Origin of the sequence: Mucilaginibacter pocheonensis (genome assembly GCF_031456535.1) — a bacterium.
GTDB classification, from domain to species: domain Bacteria; phylum Bacteroidota; class Bacteroidia; order Sphingobacteriales; family Sphingobacteriaceae; genus Mucilaginibacter; species Mucilaginibacter pocheonensis.
Map to the genome: position 1 here is coordinate 209247 of NZ_JAVDUU010000001.1, position 14914 is coordinate 224160.

Below are 14914 nucleotides of genomic sequence, written 5' to 3' on the forward strand. Positions count from 1 at the left end.
TATTTGAGAGTTAATACAAAATTTCTATCTTTGCCGTCCCTTTCGGGGGGAATAATATGCCTTGAACGAAGCCCTACTGCTTCGATGGGCACAAACAAATTAAAAAAATGTCAGGAATTATTGGTAAAAAAGTAGGAATGACCAGCATTTTCGACGAAACAGGGAAGAATATCCCCTGCACAGTAATCGAAGCTGGCCCTTGCGTGGTAACACAAGTTAAGTCTGTGGATACAGACGGATATGCTGCTGTACAGCTGGCATATGGCGACAAAAAGGAAAAAAACACCTCAGGCCCTTTAAAAGGTCACTTCCAAAAAGCCGGTACTGCTCCAAAGCGTAAACTGGTTGAATTCAAAACTTTCGAAGATCAAAAAAACTTAGGTGATAACATCACTGTAGAGATTTTTGAAGTTGGTGATTATGTGGATGTGGTTGGTACCTCAAAAGGTAAAGGATTTCAGGGTGTGGTAAAACGTCACGGTTTTGGTGGTGTGGGTATGCAAACTCACGGTCAGCACAATCGTTTACGTGCACCAGGTTCTTTGGGTGCGTCATCATGGCCATCACGTGTATTTAAAGGTATGCGTATGGCGGGTCAAACCGGAAACTCCCGCGTTAAAATTCAAAACTTACAAGTTGTGAAAGTTTACGCCGAGCAGAATCTGTTAGTTGTTAAAGGTTCCATCCCCGGAGCTAAGGGTTCATTCGTAATAGTGGATAAATAAGATGGAAATTAACGTATTAAACGTATCAGGTAAACAAACAGGTGCCAAGGTGCAGCTTCCTGAGTCGGTTTTCGGTATTGAGCCAAATGATCACGCTATCTATCTTGATGTTAAGCAGTATTTAGCTAACCAGCGTCAAGGTACACACAAAGCAAAACAGCGTAATGAAATTGCAGGTTCAACCCGCAAATTATATAAACAAAAAGGTACAGGTGGTGCCCGTGCAGGTAGCGTAAAATCTCCGTTGTTTAACGGTGGTGGTCGCGTTTTCGGTCCGCAACCACGCGATTACAGCTTCAAATTAAACAAGAAACTGAAATCACTGGCACGTAAATCAGCTTTATCATACAAAGCAAAAGATAACAACATTTTAGTATTGGAAGATTTTAATTTTGATACCATCAAAACTAAAAACTACATTAAAATGGAGGCCGACCTGAATGTTACTAATGACAAAACATTATTAGTAGTAGCAGGCGCCGAAAATAACAATGTGTATTTATCAAGCAGAAACCTGAAGAAAACTAAGGTTATTTCAGTTGAGCAGCTAAACACTTATGATGTGTTAAACGCCGGCAAACTGTTATTAACTACAGGCGCTGTTAAAACTTTGGAGGAAGCATTAGCTTAAGTAATTATGGAAATTTTAAAGAAACCCCTACTTACTGAAAAAGTAACTCAATTAACCGAGAAACTTAACCGTTATGCTTTCAAAGTTGATCACAGAGCAAACAAAATTCAGATTAAAGGCGCCATTGAGGCAATGTATGGTGTAAACGTTAAGGCGGTAAACACTATGAAATACGTCGGCAAACTTAAAACTCGCAACACTAAGGCAGGCGCCGTACAAGGCCGCATTGCTACTTACAAGAAAGCGATCATTACGTTGAAGGACGGTGAAACAATTGATTTTTACAGCAATATATAATTAAGAGATGGCAGTAAAGAGATTTAAACCGGTTACCCCGGGTACCCGCTTCAGAGTTGACGTATCTAACTCAGATATTACAACAAACGTTCCTGAAAAGTCGTTGGTTGTAGCAGCCAACACCAGATCGGGCGGACGTAACAACAGCGGTAAAATGACTATGCGCTACCTGGGTGGTGGCCATAAACAAGCATATAGGCTGATTGACTTTAAACGTAATAAGTTTGATATCCCGGCAAAAGTTGCAACTATTGAGTATGATCCTAACCGTTCTGCACGTATAGCCCTGCTACACTTTGTTGATGGCGAAAAACGATATATGATAGCTCCTGAAGGCTTAACAGTTGGACAGGTAGTAGTATCAGGCGAAAGCGCAACTCCTGAGGTAGGTAATACAATGCCTTTGAAAAATATCCCACTGGGCTCTATTATTCATAACATTGAATTAAACCCTGGCCAGGGCGGTATCATAGCACGTAGTGCAGGTACTTATGCACAGCTTTCAGCACGCGATGGCAAATATGCTATCATCAAATTGCCTTCAGGCGAAACACGTATGATACTGTCAACTTGTTTGGCAACTATTGGTACCGTTTCAAATGGCGAAAAAGCAAACGCGGTGTTAGGTAAAGCAGGTCGTAAACGCTGGTTAGGCCGCAGGCCGAGAGTTCGTGGTGTAGCCATGAACCCGGTAGATCACCCTATGGGTGGTGGTGAGGGTAGAGCCTCAGGTGGTCATCCACGGTCACGTAAAGGTTTATTAGCTAAAGGCTACAAAACCCGTGACAAGAAAAAAGGATCGGATCGTTATATCATTGAAAGAAGGAAAAAATAATGGCACGTTCAATTAAAAAAGGACCTTATATTGATCATAACCTGGAAAGAAAAGTTCTTACCTTGAATGATTCAAACAAAAAATCAGTTGTGAAAACATGGTCACGTCGTTCCATGATCTCTCCTGATTTCGTTGGTCACACATTCGCAGTACACAACGGTAACAAGTTTATCCCTGTGTACGTAACAGAAAACATGGTTGGTCACAAGTTGGGAGAATTTGCTCCAACCCGTACATTCCGCGGTCACGCAGAAAAGAAAAAATAACAGGCAATGGAAGCAACAACAAAAATCAAAAAGTCTGTATTGATCAGGCAACAAAAAGAAGCTGCGAAAGCCCTGGTTGGCGGCGCTTCAGTTGCTAAATTACAGGACTGTCCAACATCACCGCGCAAAATGCGTTTGGTGGTTGATCTGATCCGTGGTGAAAACGTTGAGAAAGCGTTGTACATATTAAAATATACTAACAAAGAAGCTGCTATTCGTGTAGAGAAACTTTTGTTATCAGCCATTAAAAACTGGGAAGCAAAAAACGAAGGCAAACGTGTTGAAGACAGCGCTTTATTTGTGAAAGAAATTTCAGTAGGCGGCGGCCGTCAGTTAAAAAGGTTACGTCCTGCCCCTCAGGGAAGAGGATACCGTATCCGTAAACGTTCAAACCACGTTACACTGATTGTGGATAGTAAAAACGATAACAATTAATTTGAAATGGGACAGAAAGCACATCCAATAGGTAACAGATTAGGAATCATCAGAGGTTGGGATTCTAATTGGTTCGGTGGCAACAACTACTCCGACAAATTAGTTGAAGACGAAAAGATCCGCAAATACCTTTCAGCTCGTATTGCTAAAGGTGGTGTATCAAAAGTGGTAATTGAACGTACTTTAAAACGCATTACCGTAACTATACACACTGCCCGTCCGGGTATTGTGATTGGTAAAGGCGGCCAGGAAGTTGACAAGATCAAAGAAGAGTTGAAAAAACTTACTAAAAAAGAAGTTCAAATCAACATATTCGAGATCAAACGTCCGGAACTTGACGCTCAGTTAGTAGCAGAAGGTATCGCTAAACAACTGGAAGCACGTATCTCTTTCCGCCGTGCCATGAAAACAACAATTGCTTCAACCATGAGAATGGGTGCCGAAGGAATTAAAGTAATGACATCAGGCCGTTTAGGCGGTGCTGAGATGGCACGTAGCGAACAATACAAAGAAGGAAGAATTCCATTGCATACTTTCCGTGCCGATATTGACTATGCACTTGCAGAAGCATTAACTACTTATGGTAAAATAGGTGTTAAAGTGTGGATATGCAAAGGCGAGGTTTACGGCAAACGCGACCTGTCACCAAACATTGGCGGCACAAGCAGCAGCAGCGGTAAAGGTGGTCGTCCAGACGGTGCTCCGGCATTTGGCGGACGTGACAACCAACGCGGTGGCGAACGGGGCGGCGAGCGCAGAGGCGACAGGAAACCAGGTGGTGACCGTCGTGGTGGTCAGGGTGGTAACAATGGTCCTCGTGGTGGTGGTAACCGTCCCGGTGGCCAGGGTGGAAATCGTCCGGGCGGAAATCGTCCCGGTGGCCCAGGAAAGAGATAATAATAACAGATGTGAGATTTGAGATGTTAGATATGAGAACATATACATCATCCTTATCCGCAGCATATAGATAACAATTAATAAGATAAAAGATATTTGATAAGAGGGACTGAAAAGTTATAATCTCACATCTCATATCTCATATCTCAATACTTAAGAAAATGCTACAGCCAAAAAGAACGAAGTTCAGAAAGATGCAAAAAGGCAGGATGAAAGGTTTAGCCACTCGTGGTGCAGAACTTTCATTCGGATCTTTCGGTATAAAATCACTCGAAGCGGCCTGGATCACCAGCCGCCAGATCGAGGCTGCACGTATCGCTGTAACACGTTTTATGAAACGTGAAGGCCAGGTATGGATCAGGATATTTCCTGACAAGCCTGTAACTAAAAAACCAGCAGAGGTACGTATGGGTAAAGGTAAAGGTGCTCCTGAATACTGGGTTGCGGTAGTACGCCCCGGAAGGATCATTTTTGAAGCCGAAGGTGTGCCTTTGGACGTTGCTAAAGAGGCCTTACGCCTTGCAGCACAGAAACTTCCGGTACAAACCAGATTTATAGTACGTAGGGATTACGTAGAAGCATAAATGGAGCGTTAGTTGAAAAGTTGTAAAGTTTTAATGTTGTGAAGTTAGATGCCGAACTTTCACCCATCAAAAAAAACAATACAACGTTTAAACTGCCAACAACAACAAATAACAAAAGAAAATGAAGAACTCAGAAATTTTGGAGCTATCAACTGAAGAATTGGTTGCAAGAATAGGAGAGGAAAGAACAAGCCTAACCAAACTTAAATTTGCCCATGCAGTATCAGCTATTGAGAATCCAACACGTATAACTAAGGTACGCAAGGACATTGCTCGGTTAAATACTGAATTAACAAAGCGTAAAGCTGCGTCAGCTTCTGAAAACAATTAATTTTTTAAGCGTTCAGAAAAATGGAAAGAAATTTAAGAAAAACACGTACCGGTTTGGTAGTTAGCAATAAAATGCAAAAATCTATCGTAGTTGCTGTGGAACGTAAAGTGAAACACCCTATCTACGGTAAATTCGTAAAGAAAACTACCAAATTCATGGCTCATGACGAAGAAAATACCTGTGGTATTGGTGATACCGTATTGATTATGGAAACACGCCCGTTGAGCAAAAGCAAAAACTGGAGATTAGTTCAAATTATAGAAAGGGCTAAATAAGATGGTACAACAGGAATCAAGATTAAATGTAGCCGATAACAGCGGAGCTAAAGAAGTTTTAGTGATCCGTGTATTGGGCGGTACCGGAAAAAGGTATGCCTCAATTGGCGATAAGATAGTAGTAACCGTAAAAAGCGCTTTGCCATCAGGCAACGTTAAAAAAGGTACAGTATCAAAAGCCGTAGTAGTACGCACCAAAAAAGAGATCCGCAGAAAAGATGGTTCATACATCCGTTTCGACGATAACGCAGCAGTTTTGTTAAATAACCAGGATGAGCCAAGAGGTACACGTATCTTTGGCCCTGTTGCAAGAGAACTGCGTGAGAAACAATTTATGAAAATTGTATCATTAGCACCGGAGGTATTGTAACATGGAAAAGAAAAAACACGCACAACCAGCCAAGTTAAAGATCCGCAAGGGCGACCTGGTAAAAGTTATTGCCGGTGATTCAAAAGGAACACAAGGCAAAATTGTTGAAGTAATAGCAGACAAAGGCCGCGCTATTGTTGAAGGTGCCAATATGGTATCAAAACATACAAAACCAAATGCTGCTAATCCGAATGGCGGAATTGTTAAACAGGAAGCTGCTATACACATTTCAAACCTAATGCTGGTTGATCCTAAAACAGGTAATACAACCCGTGTTGGCCGCAAGAAAAACGATGCCGGCAAATTAGTAAGGGTAGCAAAAAAATCAGGGGAGGAAATTAAGTAATGACTTACGTACCAAGATTAAAAACAAAATATAAGGACGAAATACGTACCACGCTGAAAGATAAATTTCAGTACAAAAGCGTAATGCAGGTTCCTAAGCTTGAAAAAATTGCCATTAACCAGGGTGTTGGCGGTGCTACAACCGACAAGAAACTGATTGAGAACACGATTACCGAGTTAACAACCATTACCGGTCAGCAAGCAGTTTCTTCAAAATCAAAGAAAGATATCTCAAACTTTAAATTACGTAAAAACATGCCGGTAGGCGTACGTGTAACTTTACGTGATAACAATATGTATGAGTTCCTGGATCGTTTAATTGCTGTTGCCCTGCCACGTATCCGTGATTTTAAAGGCATCAACGATAAAGGTTTTGACGGCAGAGGTAACTATACATTAGGTATTACAGAGCAAATTATATTCCCTGAGATAAATATTGACAAGATCAATAAAATTCAAGGTATGGATATTACCTTTGTAACCTCCGCAACTAACGATGTTGAAGCATTGGAGTTGTTGAAACAATTTGGATTACCATTTAAAAATCAAAATAGCAATGGCTAAAGAAGGTGTAAAGGCACGTGAATTAAAACGCGCTAAATTGGTTGCTAAATACGCAGAGAAAAGAGCAGCTCTTAAAGAAGCCGGCGATTATGCAGGCTTAGATAAATTACCTAAGGCTTCATCACCGGTAAAATTACACAACCGTTGTAAGTTAACCGGCCGCCCACGTGGTTATATGCGCCAGTTTGGCATTTCACGCGTAACATTCCGTGATATGGCATTGGCAGGTAAAATACCGGGAGTAAAGAAAGCAAGCTGGTAAAAAAATATAGAATATCGGATTTCGGAATTTCAATTTCGGAATTTGGTATTTCTTTAATTTTTGAGGACCCGGATAAATTCGAAATCGAAAATCCGGCATTCGAAATGTAAATGAATTAACCGATGGAAGGTCGCTCCGGATGTTACGGAAAGGAAACCACCATCATAACACAATAAAATGAATACAGATCCAATCGCAGATTATCTTACAAGAGTAAGGAATGCTATTAAAGCCAACCACAGGGTTGTTGAAATTCCTGCATCAAATCTGAAGAAGGAAATCACTAAGGTGCTTTTCGACAAAGGTTACATTGCCAATTACAAGTTTGAGGAAGTTGGTCCGCAAGGCAGCATTAAAGTTGCTTTAAAATACCACCCGATAACTAAAATTTCTGCTATACGCAGCATTTCGCGCATCAGTAAACCAGGTTTGAGGAAATATGCAGGTACTGATAACTTGCCGAGAGTATTAAATGGTTTAGGTATCGCTATCCTGTCAACTTCAAAAGGAGTAATGACCGATAAAGAAGCGCGTCAGCAAAATGTAGGTGGCGAAGTTTTATGCTACGTTTATTAATAGGAGAAATTAAGCAATGTCAAGAGTAGGAAAAGCACCGATAGCACTACCAGCAGGCGTAACTGTTACCGTATCAGCAGAAAATGTTGTTACTGTAAAAGGCCCTAAAGGTGAGTTGCAGCAAGCGGTTGATAGCGATATCACCATTGCACAGGAAGACGGCCAGTTACTGGTTCAACGTCCTTCTGAACAAAAACGTCATAAAGCGTTGCACGGTTTATACCGCGCGCTTTTAAATAACATGGTAGTAGGCGTAACTGAAGGTTACAAGGTACAGCAGGAATTAGTGGGTGTGGGTTACCGTGCTACCAATACAGGTAATACTTTGGATCTGGTGTTGGGTTACTCTCACCACTATGTATTTGAATTACCAAAAGAAATTAAAGTTACAACCACTGCTGATAAGGGTAAAAACCCAACCATCATTCTGGAATCAATAGATAAGCAGCTTATTGGTCAGGTAGCGGCAAAAATACGCTCGTTACGTGCACCAGAACCTTACAAAGGTAAAGGTATTAAGTTTGTAGGCGAAGTATTGAGAAGAAAAGCAGGTAAATCAGCATCTAAAAAATAATCGTCATGGGAGCTAAATTATCAAGAAGAGACAGGATTAAAAGAGGGATCAGGAAACGTCTTTCAGGATCAGCAGCGCGTCCTCGCCTGTCAGTTTACAGAAGTAACAAAGGAATTTACGCGCAGATCATTGACGATTTATCCGGTAAAACTATCGTATCGGCTTCATCTTTATCAAAAGACTTTTCAGCAACAGGCAGCAAGTCTGATCAATCAGTAGCCGTAGGCAAACTGGTAGCTCAAAAAGCTATTGCTGCAGGTATTAAAGATGTGGTTTTCGACAGGAACGGTTATTTGTACCATGGTCGTGTTAAGTCACTGGCCGAAGGTGCACGTGAAGGTGGTTTAAACTTTTAATCGAAAAGAGAAATGTCAACAATCAACATAAAAAGAGTAAAAACAAGCGAGATCGAATTAAAAGACCGCTTGGTAAGCATACAACGTGTTGCCAAAGTAACCAAAGGCGGCCGTACTTTCAGCTTCTCTGCCATTGTGGTAGTGGGTGATGAAAACGGTGTTGTAGGTTATGGCTTAGGTAAAGCAAAAGAGGTTACCGAAGCAATTGCAAAAGGTATTGATGATGCTAAAAAGAATCTGGTAAAAGTTCCTATCATTAACGGAACTGTACCTCATGAGCAAATTGGTAAATTTAGCGGTGGTTTTGTATTTATTAAACCAGCTGCAAATGGTACCGGTGTTATTGCGGGTGGTGCAATGCGTGCCGTATTAGAGTCGGCAGGTATTCACAACGTACTGGCAAAATCAAAAGGTTCATCAAATCCGCACAACGTGGTTAAAGCAACCGTATCAGCACTATCACAATTACGTGATGCGCATACTGTAGCACAGCAGCGTGGCGTTAATTTAGGTAAAGTATTTAACGGATAATCAGTCATGGCTAAAATCAAAATAACTCAGATTAAGAGCGTGATCGACAGAAGTGAACGCCAAAAAAAGACAATCGAAGCTTTAGGCTTGCGTAAAATTAACCACAGTGTAGAAGTTGAAGCTACACCTGCTATAGTTGGTATGGTTAGAAAAGTTAATCACCTGGTAGCGGTAGAAAATATTTAATATCATGAATTTAAGTAATTTAAAACCTGCAGAAGGTTCTACTAAAAATAAAAAACGAATTGGCCGTGGTACAGGTTCTGGCCGTGGCGGTACGTCAACCCGTGGCCATAAAGGCGCTGGTTCACGTTCAGGTACCAGTACTAAGGTTGGTTTTGAAGGCGGTCAAATGCCTTTACAACGCCGTGTACCAAAAGTGGGCTTCAAAAACCCTAACCGTGTGGAGTATACCGGTGTTAATTTAGATGTACTGCAGGAGTTAGTTGAGAAATTCTCACTTTCGGCAGTTGATTTTGACACATTGAAAGAACATGGTTTGGTATCACGTAATGACTTGGTTAAAATACTTGGTCGTGGCGAGCTGAAAGCCAAATTAGAAGTTAAAGCACATGCATTTACTGCTACGGCGCAAAAAGCGATTGAAGCAGCTGGTGGTACCATAGTTAAGTTGTAAGTTTCAATGAAGAAATTTTTCACCACATTATCCAATATCTGGAAAATCGAAGATCTGAGAGTGCGTATTATTAACACACTCTTATTTCTTTTAATATATCGCGTAGGCTCATTCGTGGTTTTGCCTGGTGTTAATGCTACATCAATATCAAACCAAAAGGCAGAAGGATTAGTAGGATTGCTGAATATGTTTGCAGGCGGCTCGTTTTCACGTGCCTCCATTTTTGCATTGGGTGTAATGCCTTATATTTCGGCTTCAATTGTGGTGCAACTGCTGGGTATTGCGGTGCCTTATTTTACTAAACTGCAGAAAGAAGGCGAAAGCGGACGTAATAAAATTAACCAGTGGACACGTTACCTAACCATAGGTATCACTGCATTGCAGGCCATTGGCTACGTACGCTCGCAGATTGCTCCTGATGCCCGCTTAATTGGCGATCCTATATTTACCATACTAACTACAGTTGTTTTAACCGCAGGCACATTATTTGTAATGTGGCTTGGCGAAAAAATTACTGATAAAGGTATCGGTAACGGTATATCGTTAATTATCATGGTGGGTATTATTGCCCAGTTGCCTGGTGCGTTTTTAACCGAGTTTCAGTCACGTACCGGTGGTACAGGTGGCTTGGTAACTTTTATAGTTGAAATTGTAGCACTTATTGGTGTGGTAATGTTCACTATACTTATAGTACAAGGTACCCGTAAAATTGCGGTACAGTATGCTAAACGTATAGTAGGTAATAAACAATATGGCGGCGTTCGTCAGTATATCCCGTTAAAGGTAAATGCTGCCGGTGTAATGCCTATCATATTTGCTCAGGCCTTAATGTTCATACCGCAAACTGTACAGCAGTTTTTCCCTAACGCGGCATCAAACGGTATTTTGATAGCATTGTCAAACTATAACTCATGGCAGCATAACCTGTTGTTTGGTATCTTGATCATCCTGTTCACCTATTTTTATACAGCTATTACGGTTAACCCTAACCAAATGGCTGATGATATGAAAAAGAACGGTGGTTTTATACCGGGCATTAAACCAGGCCGGTCAACTGCCGAGTTTATTGATGGTGTAATATCAAAGATAACTTTACCAGGTTCAATATTCCTGGCTATAATAGCTATCATTCCGGCTATTGCCAGTTTGGTTGGCGTATCCCCAATATTCGCAAGATTCTTTGGCGGTACATCATTGATCATCCTGGTTGGTGTTGTTTTAGATACCCTGCAACAAATTGAAAGTCACCTGTTGATGCGCCATTATGATGGTTTAATGAAAACCGGACGAATTAAAGGCCGTACAGCAATGCCTGCTGCAGCCGGAACAACTCCGACGGCTATCTAATAAAAAGCAATGTCAAAAATCAATTATAAGTCTGTCGAAGAGATAGAACTCATAAGAGAAAGTTCTTTACTTGTTTCTAAAACACTCGGAGAAATAGCTAAGGTTATAGCTCCGGGTGTTAAAACAATAGAACTGGACAAACTTGCTGAAACTTTTATCAGGGATAACGGCGGCATTCCTGCTTTTTTAAACTATCACGGGTTTCCCTATTCACTTTGTATATCCCTTAATGATCAGGTGGTGCATGGTTTCCCCGGCAGTCATGTTTTAACGGAGGGCGATCTGGTATCGGTTGACTGTGGTGTTATCCTGAATAAATACTTTGGCGACTCAGCTTATACCTTTGCCATTGGCGAAGTAAGCGAAAGCACTAAAACATTAATGCGTGTAACACAGGAGTGTTTAAAGCTTGGAGTTGAAAAAGCCGTTGTTGGTATGCGTATAGGCGATATTGGCCACGCCGTTCAGGAGCATGCAGAAAAGCATGGCTTTGGTGTGGTTAAGGAACTTGTAGGGCATGGCGTAGGTTTACAGCTGCATGAAAAACCCGAAGTGCCAAACTATGGTAAACGCGGTGCCGGTATAAAGCTTGAAGAAGGTATGGTGATTGCTATAGAGCCTATGATCAATGCGGGCAGGGCAGGGGTTAAGTTTTGGGATGATGGATGGACGGTATCAACCGTTGATAAAAAACCATCGGCTCATTATGAGCATACTGTAGCTGTAAGCAAGGGCAAACCTGATATTTTATCGACGTTTGAATATGTTGATAATGTTTTAAAAGAAAAAAATAATAATTAAATAATTTTTATTAATTTTGCATCCCGGTTTTAGGGCGGATAATTAAGTAATAATCAATAAAATATGGCTAAACAATCTTCGATTGAGCAAGACGGTACAATTAGGGAAGCATTGTCAAATGCAATGTTCAGGGTTGAACTGGAAAATGGTCATGAGATTATTGCACATATTTCCGGCAAAATGCGTATGCACTACATTAAAATTTTACCTGGTGACAGAGTAAAACTGGAAATGAGTCCGTATGATTTAACAAAGGGTAGAATAACCTATAGATATAAATAATAAAGAGATGAAAGTTAGAGCATCCATTAAAAAACGCAGCGCTGATTGCAAGATCATTCGCCGTAACGGGAAACTTTATGTAATTAACAAAAAGAATCCTAAGTTTAAACAACGCCAGGGCTAAGAACAATTTTGAATTGGAGAATGGTTGAATTACTGATTAATGGAATTCGATAATTCAATAATTCGATAACTCAATAAAAAAGATAAAATATGGCAAGGATTTCAGGTATTGATTTACCAAAAAATAAAAGAGGAGAAATCGGACTTACTTACATTTTCGGTATAGGCCGCTCAACAGCTCAAAGAATTTTGACTGAGGCAGGTATTGATTTTAATACAAAAGTACAAGACTGGACCGATGAGCAGTTAACCTCTATTCGTACTATCATTAACGATCAGATCAAAGTGGAAGGTTCTCTTCGTTCAGAAGTGCAGCTTAACATTAAGCGTTTAATGGATATAGGTTGTTACCGCGGTACACGTCACCGTAAAGGTTTACCATTACGTGGTCAGCGTACTAAAAATAACTCACGTACCCGTAAAGGAAAACGTAAAACAGTTGCTAACAAGAAAAAAGCTACTAAATAATAATTGATTAGTGATCATAAGCAGTGATGCTTGCCGATCATTAGGAATAAAAATTAAAAGAACAGTTAATGGGTCCGAGTTATTCAGTAACTCAGTAATTCATTAACTCAATAATTAAAAAAATGGCTAAAAGCAAAAAAGTAACCAAAAAGCGTGTTGTAATTGTTGAGCCGGTAGGCGAAGCGCACATCAACGCTACTTTTAACAATATTATCCTAACCCTTACCAATAAAAGCGGCCAGGCTATCTCATGGTCATCAGCCGGTAAAATGGGTTTTAAAGGTTCAAAAAAGAACACTCCTTATGCTGCCTCACAAGCTGCTGCCGATTGCGGTAAAGTTGCTTATGATTTAGGCTTACGTAAGGTTGAGGTGTTTGTAAAAGGCCCGGGCGCTGGTCGTGAGTCAGCTATCCGTACTTTGCAAACAGCAGGTATTGAGGTTACAACCATCAAAGATATTACACCGCTTCCACATAATGGTTGCCGTCCTTCAAAAAGAAGAAGAGTTTAATTAACAAATTTTTTAAAGCTAAGATTCGGCAGCTACAGGCTGCTTGATACTTTAAGAACACACACAAATGGCAAGATATACAGGCCCAAAATCCAAAATTGCACGTCGTTTCCGTGAGCCGATCTTCGGTCCGGATAAAGCGTTAGAACGTAAAAACTACCCACCGGGTATGCATGGTGCCTCTAAAAGAAGAGGAAAGCAATCTGAGTACTCAACTCAGTTGCAAGAGAAACAAAAAGTTAAATATACTTATGGTGTATTAGAGCGTCAGTTCGAAAACTTGTTTCACCGTGCATCAGCCAAAGAAGGTATCACAGGCGAGAACCTGCTGAAATTTTTAGAGGCCCGTTTAGATAATGCTGTTTACCGTTTAGGTATTGCTCCTACACGTTCGGCAGCGCGTCAGCTGGTAAATCACAAACACATTAACGTTAATGGCGCTGTTGTAAACATTGCATCATACGCGTTAAAAGCTGGTGACGTAATATCAGTACGTGAGAAATCTAAATCATTAGAGGCAATCACAAATTCAGTTGCCGGAAGAAGAATCAACAAATACAGCTGGTTAGAGTGGGATGCTAACGCCTTAACAGGTAAATTCCTGAACTATCCTAACCGCGATGAGATCCCTGAAAACATTAAGGAAAACCTGATCGTCGAGTTGTACTCAAAATAATAAGATATGAGATATTAGATGTGAGATTTGAGACTTGTTTTCAAATCTCATTTCTGGTTTCATACTTAAACAAATCAAATAAAGGAACGTTTTTAGATTGTAAGAGATGTAAGCCGGGACATGTTAAAGGTCCCAGATCTCAAATCTCACTTCTAAAATCTATTATTAGTAAACAATAAATAAAGGATATAAATGGCAATTTTAGCATTTCAAAAACCAGACAAGGTTATCATGCAGAAATCGAATGATTTTGATGGCACGTTTGAGTTTCGTCCGTTAGAACCAGGCTTCGGTGTAACCATTGGTAATGCTCTACGTCGTATCTTACTTTCATCACTTGAAGGTTATGCGATTACTTCTGTTCGTTTTTCGGGAGTAATGCATGAGTTTTCAACCATCAAAGGTGTTGTTGAAGACGTTACCGAGATCATCCTGAACCTTAAACAGGTTCGTTTCAAAAAAACAGGTGAGTCTGGTGATAATGAGAAGATATTTGTTATTATAAATGGCCAGGACGCTTTTAAAGCCGGAGATGTTACTAAATTCTCTAATAACTTTACTGTTTTAAACCCTGATCTGGTTATCTGTAACATGGATTCATCAGTAACGCTTGAAATTGAGCTTACTGTTGCAAAGGGCCGCGGTTATGTTCCGAGCGAGGAAAATAAAAACCCTGATGCGAATGTTGGTGTGATAGCTATCGATTCTATCTTTACGCCAATTAAAAACGTAAAATATACTATTGAAAACTATCGTGTTGAACAAAAAACCGACTATGAAAAATTAGTTCTGGATATTGCAACCGATGGCTCAATTCACCCTGAAGACGCGCTGAAAGAAGCTGCCAAGATCCTGATCCAGCACTTTATGCTGTTCAGTGACGAGAACATGATGCTTGAAGCACAGGCTAAAGAAGAAACCAAAGAGGTTGATGAAGAGATACTGCACATGCGCAAGATCCTGAAAACTGAACTGGTTGATCTTGACCTTTCTGTACGTGCCTTAAACTGCCTTAAAGCTGCTGATATCCGCAGCCTGGCTGATCTGGTATCATACGATGTTGCCGACATGCTGAAATTCAGGAACTTTGGTAAAAAGTCATTAACTGAAATTCAGGACCTGGTTAAATCAAAAGGTTTATCTTTTGGTATGAACCTGTCTAAATTCAAGTTAGACGAAGAATAACAAGATTTGAAATGTTGGATATAGGACAA

General features: G+C 40.5%; 28 protein-coding genes. All 28 read left to right on the forward strand.

Annotation, left to right across the window (positions count from 1 at the left end; all coding sequences use genetic code 11):
• Positions 1–107 precede the first annotated feature (107 nt).
• The 28 genes from rplC (at position 108) to J2W55_RS00925 (ending at position 14885) form a co-directional block, all read left to right on the forward strand.
• Positions 108–725, forward strand: a complete 618-nt coding sequence (rplC, locus tag J2W55_RS00790) for a 50S ribosomal protein L3 (RefSeq protein ID WP_310090827.1) — start codon at positions 108–110, stop codon at positions 723–725.
• A gap of 1 nt (position 726) precedes the next feature.
• Complete coding sequence (gene rplD / locus J2W55_RS00795; RefSeq protein ID WP_310090829.1) at positions 727–1356, forward strand: 50S ribosomal protein L4; 630 nt, start codon at positions 727–729, stop codon at positions 1354–1356.
• Positions 1357–1362: 6 nt separating this feature from the next.
• Positions 1363–1653 (forward strand): 50S ribosomal protein L23, encoded by a 291-nt coding sequence (rplW, locus tag J2W55_RS00800; RefSeq protein ID WP_310090830.1) that lies wholly within the window; start codon positions 1363–1365, stop codon positions 1651–1653.
• Positions 1654–1660: 7 nt separating this feature from the next.
• Complete coding sequence (rplB, locus tag J2W55_RS00805; protein ID WP_310090831.1) at positions 1661–2488, forward strand: 50S ribosomal protein L2; 828 nt, start codon at positions 1661–1663, stop codon at positions 2486–2488.
• Positions 2488–2754, forward strand: coding sequence for a 30S ribosomal protein S19 (gene rpsS, locus J2W55_RS00810; RefSeq protein ID WP_066006044.1), 267 nt, complete (start codon positions 2488–2490; stop codon positions 2752–2754). Before rplB ends, rpsS begins: the two co-directional genes overlap by 1 nt.
• Positions 2755–2760: 6 nt before the next feature.
• Positions 2761–3189 carry a 50S ribosomal protein L22 gene (gene rplV, locus J2W55_RS00815; protein ID WP_310090834.1) on the forward strand — a complete coding sequence of 143 codons (429 nt, stop codon included), beginning with the start codon at positions 2761–2763 and terminating at the stop codon, positions 3187–3189.
• A gap of 6 nt (positions 3190–3195) precedes the next feature.
• Positions 3196–4086, forward strand: a complete 891-nt coding sequence (rpsC, locus tag J2W55_RS00820) for a 30S ribosomal protein S3 (RefSeq protein ID WP_310090836.1) — start codon at positions 3196–3198, stop codon at positions 4084–4086.
• Between the two features lie 161 nt (positions 4087–4247).
• Positions 4248–4670: a 50S ribosomal protein L16 gene (gene rplP / locus J2W55_RS00825; protein ID WP_076377413.1), complete on the forward strand. Its 423-nt coding sequence runs from the start codon at positions 4248–4250 to the stop codon at positions 4668–4670.
• Positions 4671–4791: 121 nt separating this feature from the next.
• The gene (gene rpmC / locus J2W55_RS00830; RefSeq protein WP_310090839.1) at positions 4792–5001 is read left to right on the forward strand and encodes a 50S ribosomal protein L29; all 210 of its coding nucleotides are present in this window, start codon (positions 4792–4794) and stop codon (positions 4999–5001) included.
• Positions 5002–5021: 20 nt separating this feature from the next.
• Positions 5022–5276: a 30S ribosomal protein S17 gene (gene rpsQ / locus J2W55_RS00835; protein WP_310090841.1), complete on the forward strand. Its 255-nt coding sequence runs from the start codon at positions 5022–5024 to the stop codon at positions 5274–5276.
• Between the two features lies 1 nt (position 5277).
• The gene (rplN, locus tag J2W55_RS00840) at positions 5278–5646 is read left to right on the forward strand and encodes a 50S ribosomal protein L14 (protein ID WP_073405786.1); all 369 of its coding nucleotides are present in this window, start codon (positions 5278–5280) and stop codon (positions 5644–5646) included.
• Position 5647: 1 nt separating this feature from the next.
• The gene (gene rplX, locus J2W55_RS00845; RefSeq protein WP_310090857.1) at positions 5648–5992 is read left to right on the forward strand and encodes a 50S ribosomal protein L24; all 345 of its coding nucleotides are present in this window, start codon (positions 5648–5650) and stop codon (positions 5990–5992) included.
• Positions 5992–6555: a 50S ribosomal protein L5 gene (rplE, locus tag J2W55_RS00850; RefSeq protein ID WP_310090860.1), complete on the forward strand. Its 564-nt coding sequence runs from the start codon at positions 5992–5994 to the stop codon at positions 6553–6555. The genes rplX and rplE overlap by 1 nt, the downstream gene beginning before the upstream one ends.
• Positions 6548–6817: a 30S ribosomal protein S14 gene (rpsN, locus tag J2W55_RS00855; RefSeq protein WP_310090862.1), complete on the forward strand. Its 270-nt coding sequence runs from the start codon at positions 6548–6550 to the stop codon at positions 6815–6817. Before rplE ends, rpsN begins: the two co-directional genes overlap by 8 nt.
• Positions 6818–6994: 177 nt before the next feature.
• The gene (rpsH, locus tag J2W55_RS00860; protein WP_183556585.1) at positions 6995–7393 is read left to right on the forward strand and encodes a 30S ribosomal protein S8; all 399 of its coding nucleotides are present in this window, start codon (positions 6995–6997) and stop codon (positions 7391–7393) included.
• Between the two features lie 16 nt (positions 7394–7409).
• Positions 7410–7967, forward strand: coding sequence for a 50S ribosomal protein L6 (gene rplF, locus J2W55_RS00865; protein WP_310090865.1), 558 nt, complete (start codon positions 7410–7412; stop codon positions 7965–7967).
• Between the two features lie 5 nt (positions 7968–7972).
• A complete protein-coding gene (gene rplR / locus J2W55_RS00870; RefSeq protein WP_310090867.1) occupies positions 7973–8323 on the forward strand; it encodes a 50S ribosomal protein L18 in 351 nt (116 codons plus the stop codon).
• Between the two features lie 12 nt (positions 8324–8335).
• Entirely contained in the window at positions 8336–8854 is a 519-nt protein-coding gene (rpsE, locus tag J2W55_RS00875) for a 30S ribosomal protein S5 (protein WP_374726349.1), read from the forward strand.
• A 6-nt stretch (positions 8855–8860) separates the two neighbouring features.
• A complete protein-coding gene (rpmD, locus tag J2W55_RS00880) occupies positions 8861–9040 on the forward strand; it encodes a 50S ribosomal protein L30 (RefSeq protein ID WP_183556590.1) in 180 nt (59 codons plus the stop codon).
• 4 nt (positions 9041–9044) lie between these two features.
• Positions 9045–9491 carry a 50S ribosomal protein L15 gene (gene rplO, locus J2W55_RS00885; protein ID WP_310090869.1) on the forward strand — a complete coding sequence of 149 codons (447 nt, stop codon included), beginning with the start codon at positions 9045–9047 and terminating at the stop codon, positions 9489–9491.
• Between the two features lie 6 nt (positions 9492–9497).
• A complete protein-coding gene (gene secY / locus J2W55_RS00890) occupies positions 9498–10838 on the forward strand; it encodes a preprotein translocase subunit SecY (RefSeq protein WP_310090871.1) in 1341 nt (446 codons plus the stop codon).
• A gap of 9 nt (positions 10839–10847) precedes the next feature.
• Complete coding sequence (map, locus tag J2W55_RS00895; RefSeq protein WP_310090873.1) at positions 10848–11639, forward strand: type I methionyl aminopeptidase; 792 nt, start codon at positions 10848–10850, stop codon at positions 11637–11639.
• A 63-nt stretch (positions 11640–11702) separates the two neighbouring features.
• Positions 11703–11921 (forward strand): translation initiation factor IF-1, encoded by a 219-nt coding sequence (infA, locus tag J2W55_RS00900; RefSeq protein WP_022833270.1) that lies wholly within the window; start codon positions 11703–11705, stop codon positions 11919–11921.
• A gap of 7 nt (positions 11922–11928) precedes the next feature.
• The gene (ykgO, locus tag J2W55_RS00905; RefSeq protein ID WP_022833269.1) at positions 11929–12045 is read left to right on the forward strand and encodes a type B 50S ribosomal protein L36; all 117 of its coding nucleotides are present in this window, start codon (positions 11929–11931) and stop codon (positions 12043–12045) included.
• A gap of 89 nt (positions 12046–12134) precedes the next feature.
• A complete protein-coding gene (gene rpsM, locus J2W55_RS00910; RefSeq protein ID WP_310090916.1) occupies positions 12135–12512 on the forward strand; it encodes a 30S ribosomal protein S13 in 378 nt (125 codons plus the stop codon).
• Between the two features lie 122 nt (positions 12513–12634).
• Positions 12635–13024: a 30S ribosomal protein S11 gene (rpsK, locus tag J2W55_RS00915; RefSeq protein WP_310090918.1), complete on the forward strand. Its 390-nt coding sequence runs from the start codon at positions 12635–12637 to the stop codon at positions 13022–13024.
• Between the two features lie 67 nt (positions 13025–13091).
• A complete protein-coding gene (rpsD, locus tag J2W55_RS00920; protein WP_310090920.1) occupies positions 13092–13700 on the forward strand; it encodes a 30S ribosomal protein S4 in 609 nt (202 codons plus the stop codon).
• Positions 13701–13892: 192 nt separating this feature from the next.
• A complete protein-coding gene (locus tag J2W55_RS00925) occupies positions 13893–14885 on the forward strand; it encodes a DNA-directed RNA polymerase subunit alpha (RefSeq protein WP_183556604.1) in 993 nt (330 codons plus the stop codon).
• The last annotated feature ends 29 nt before the right edge of the window (positions 14886–14914 follow it).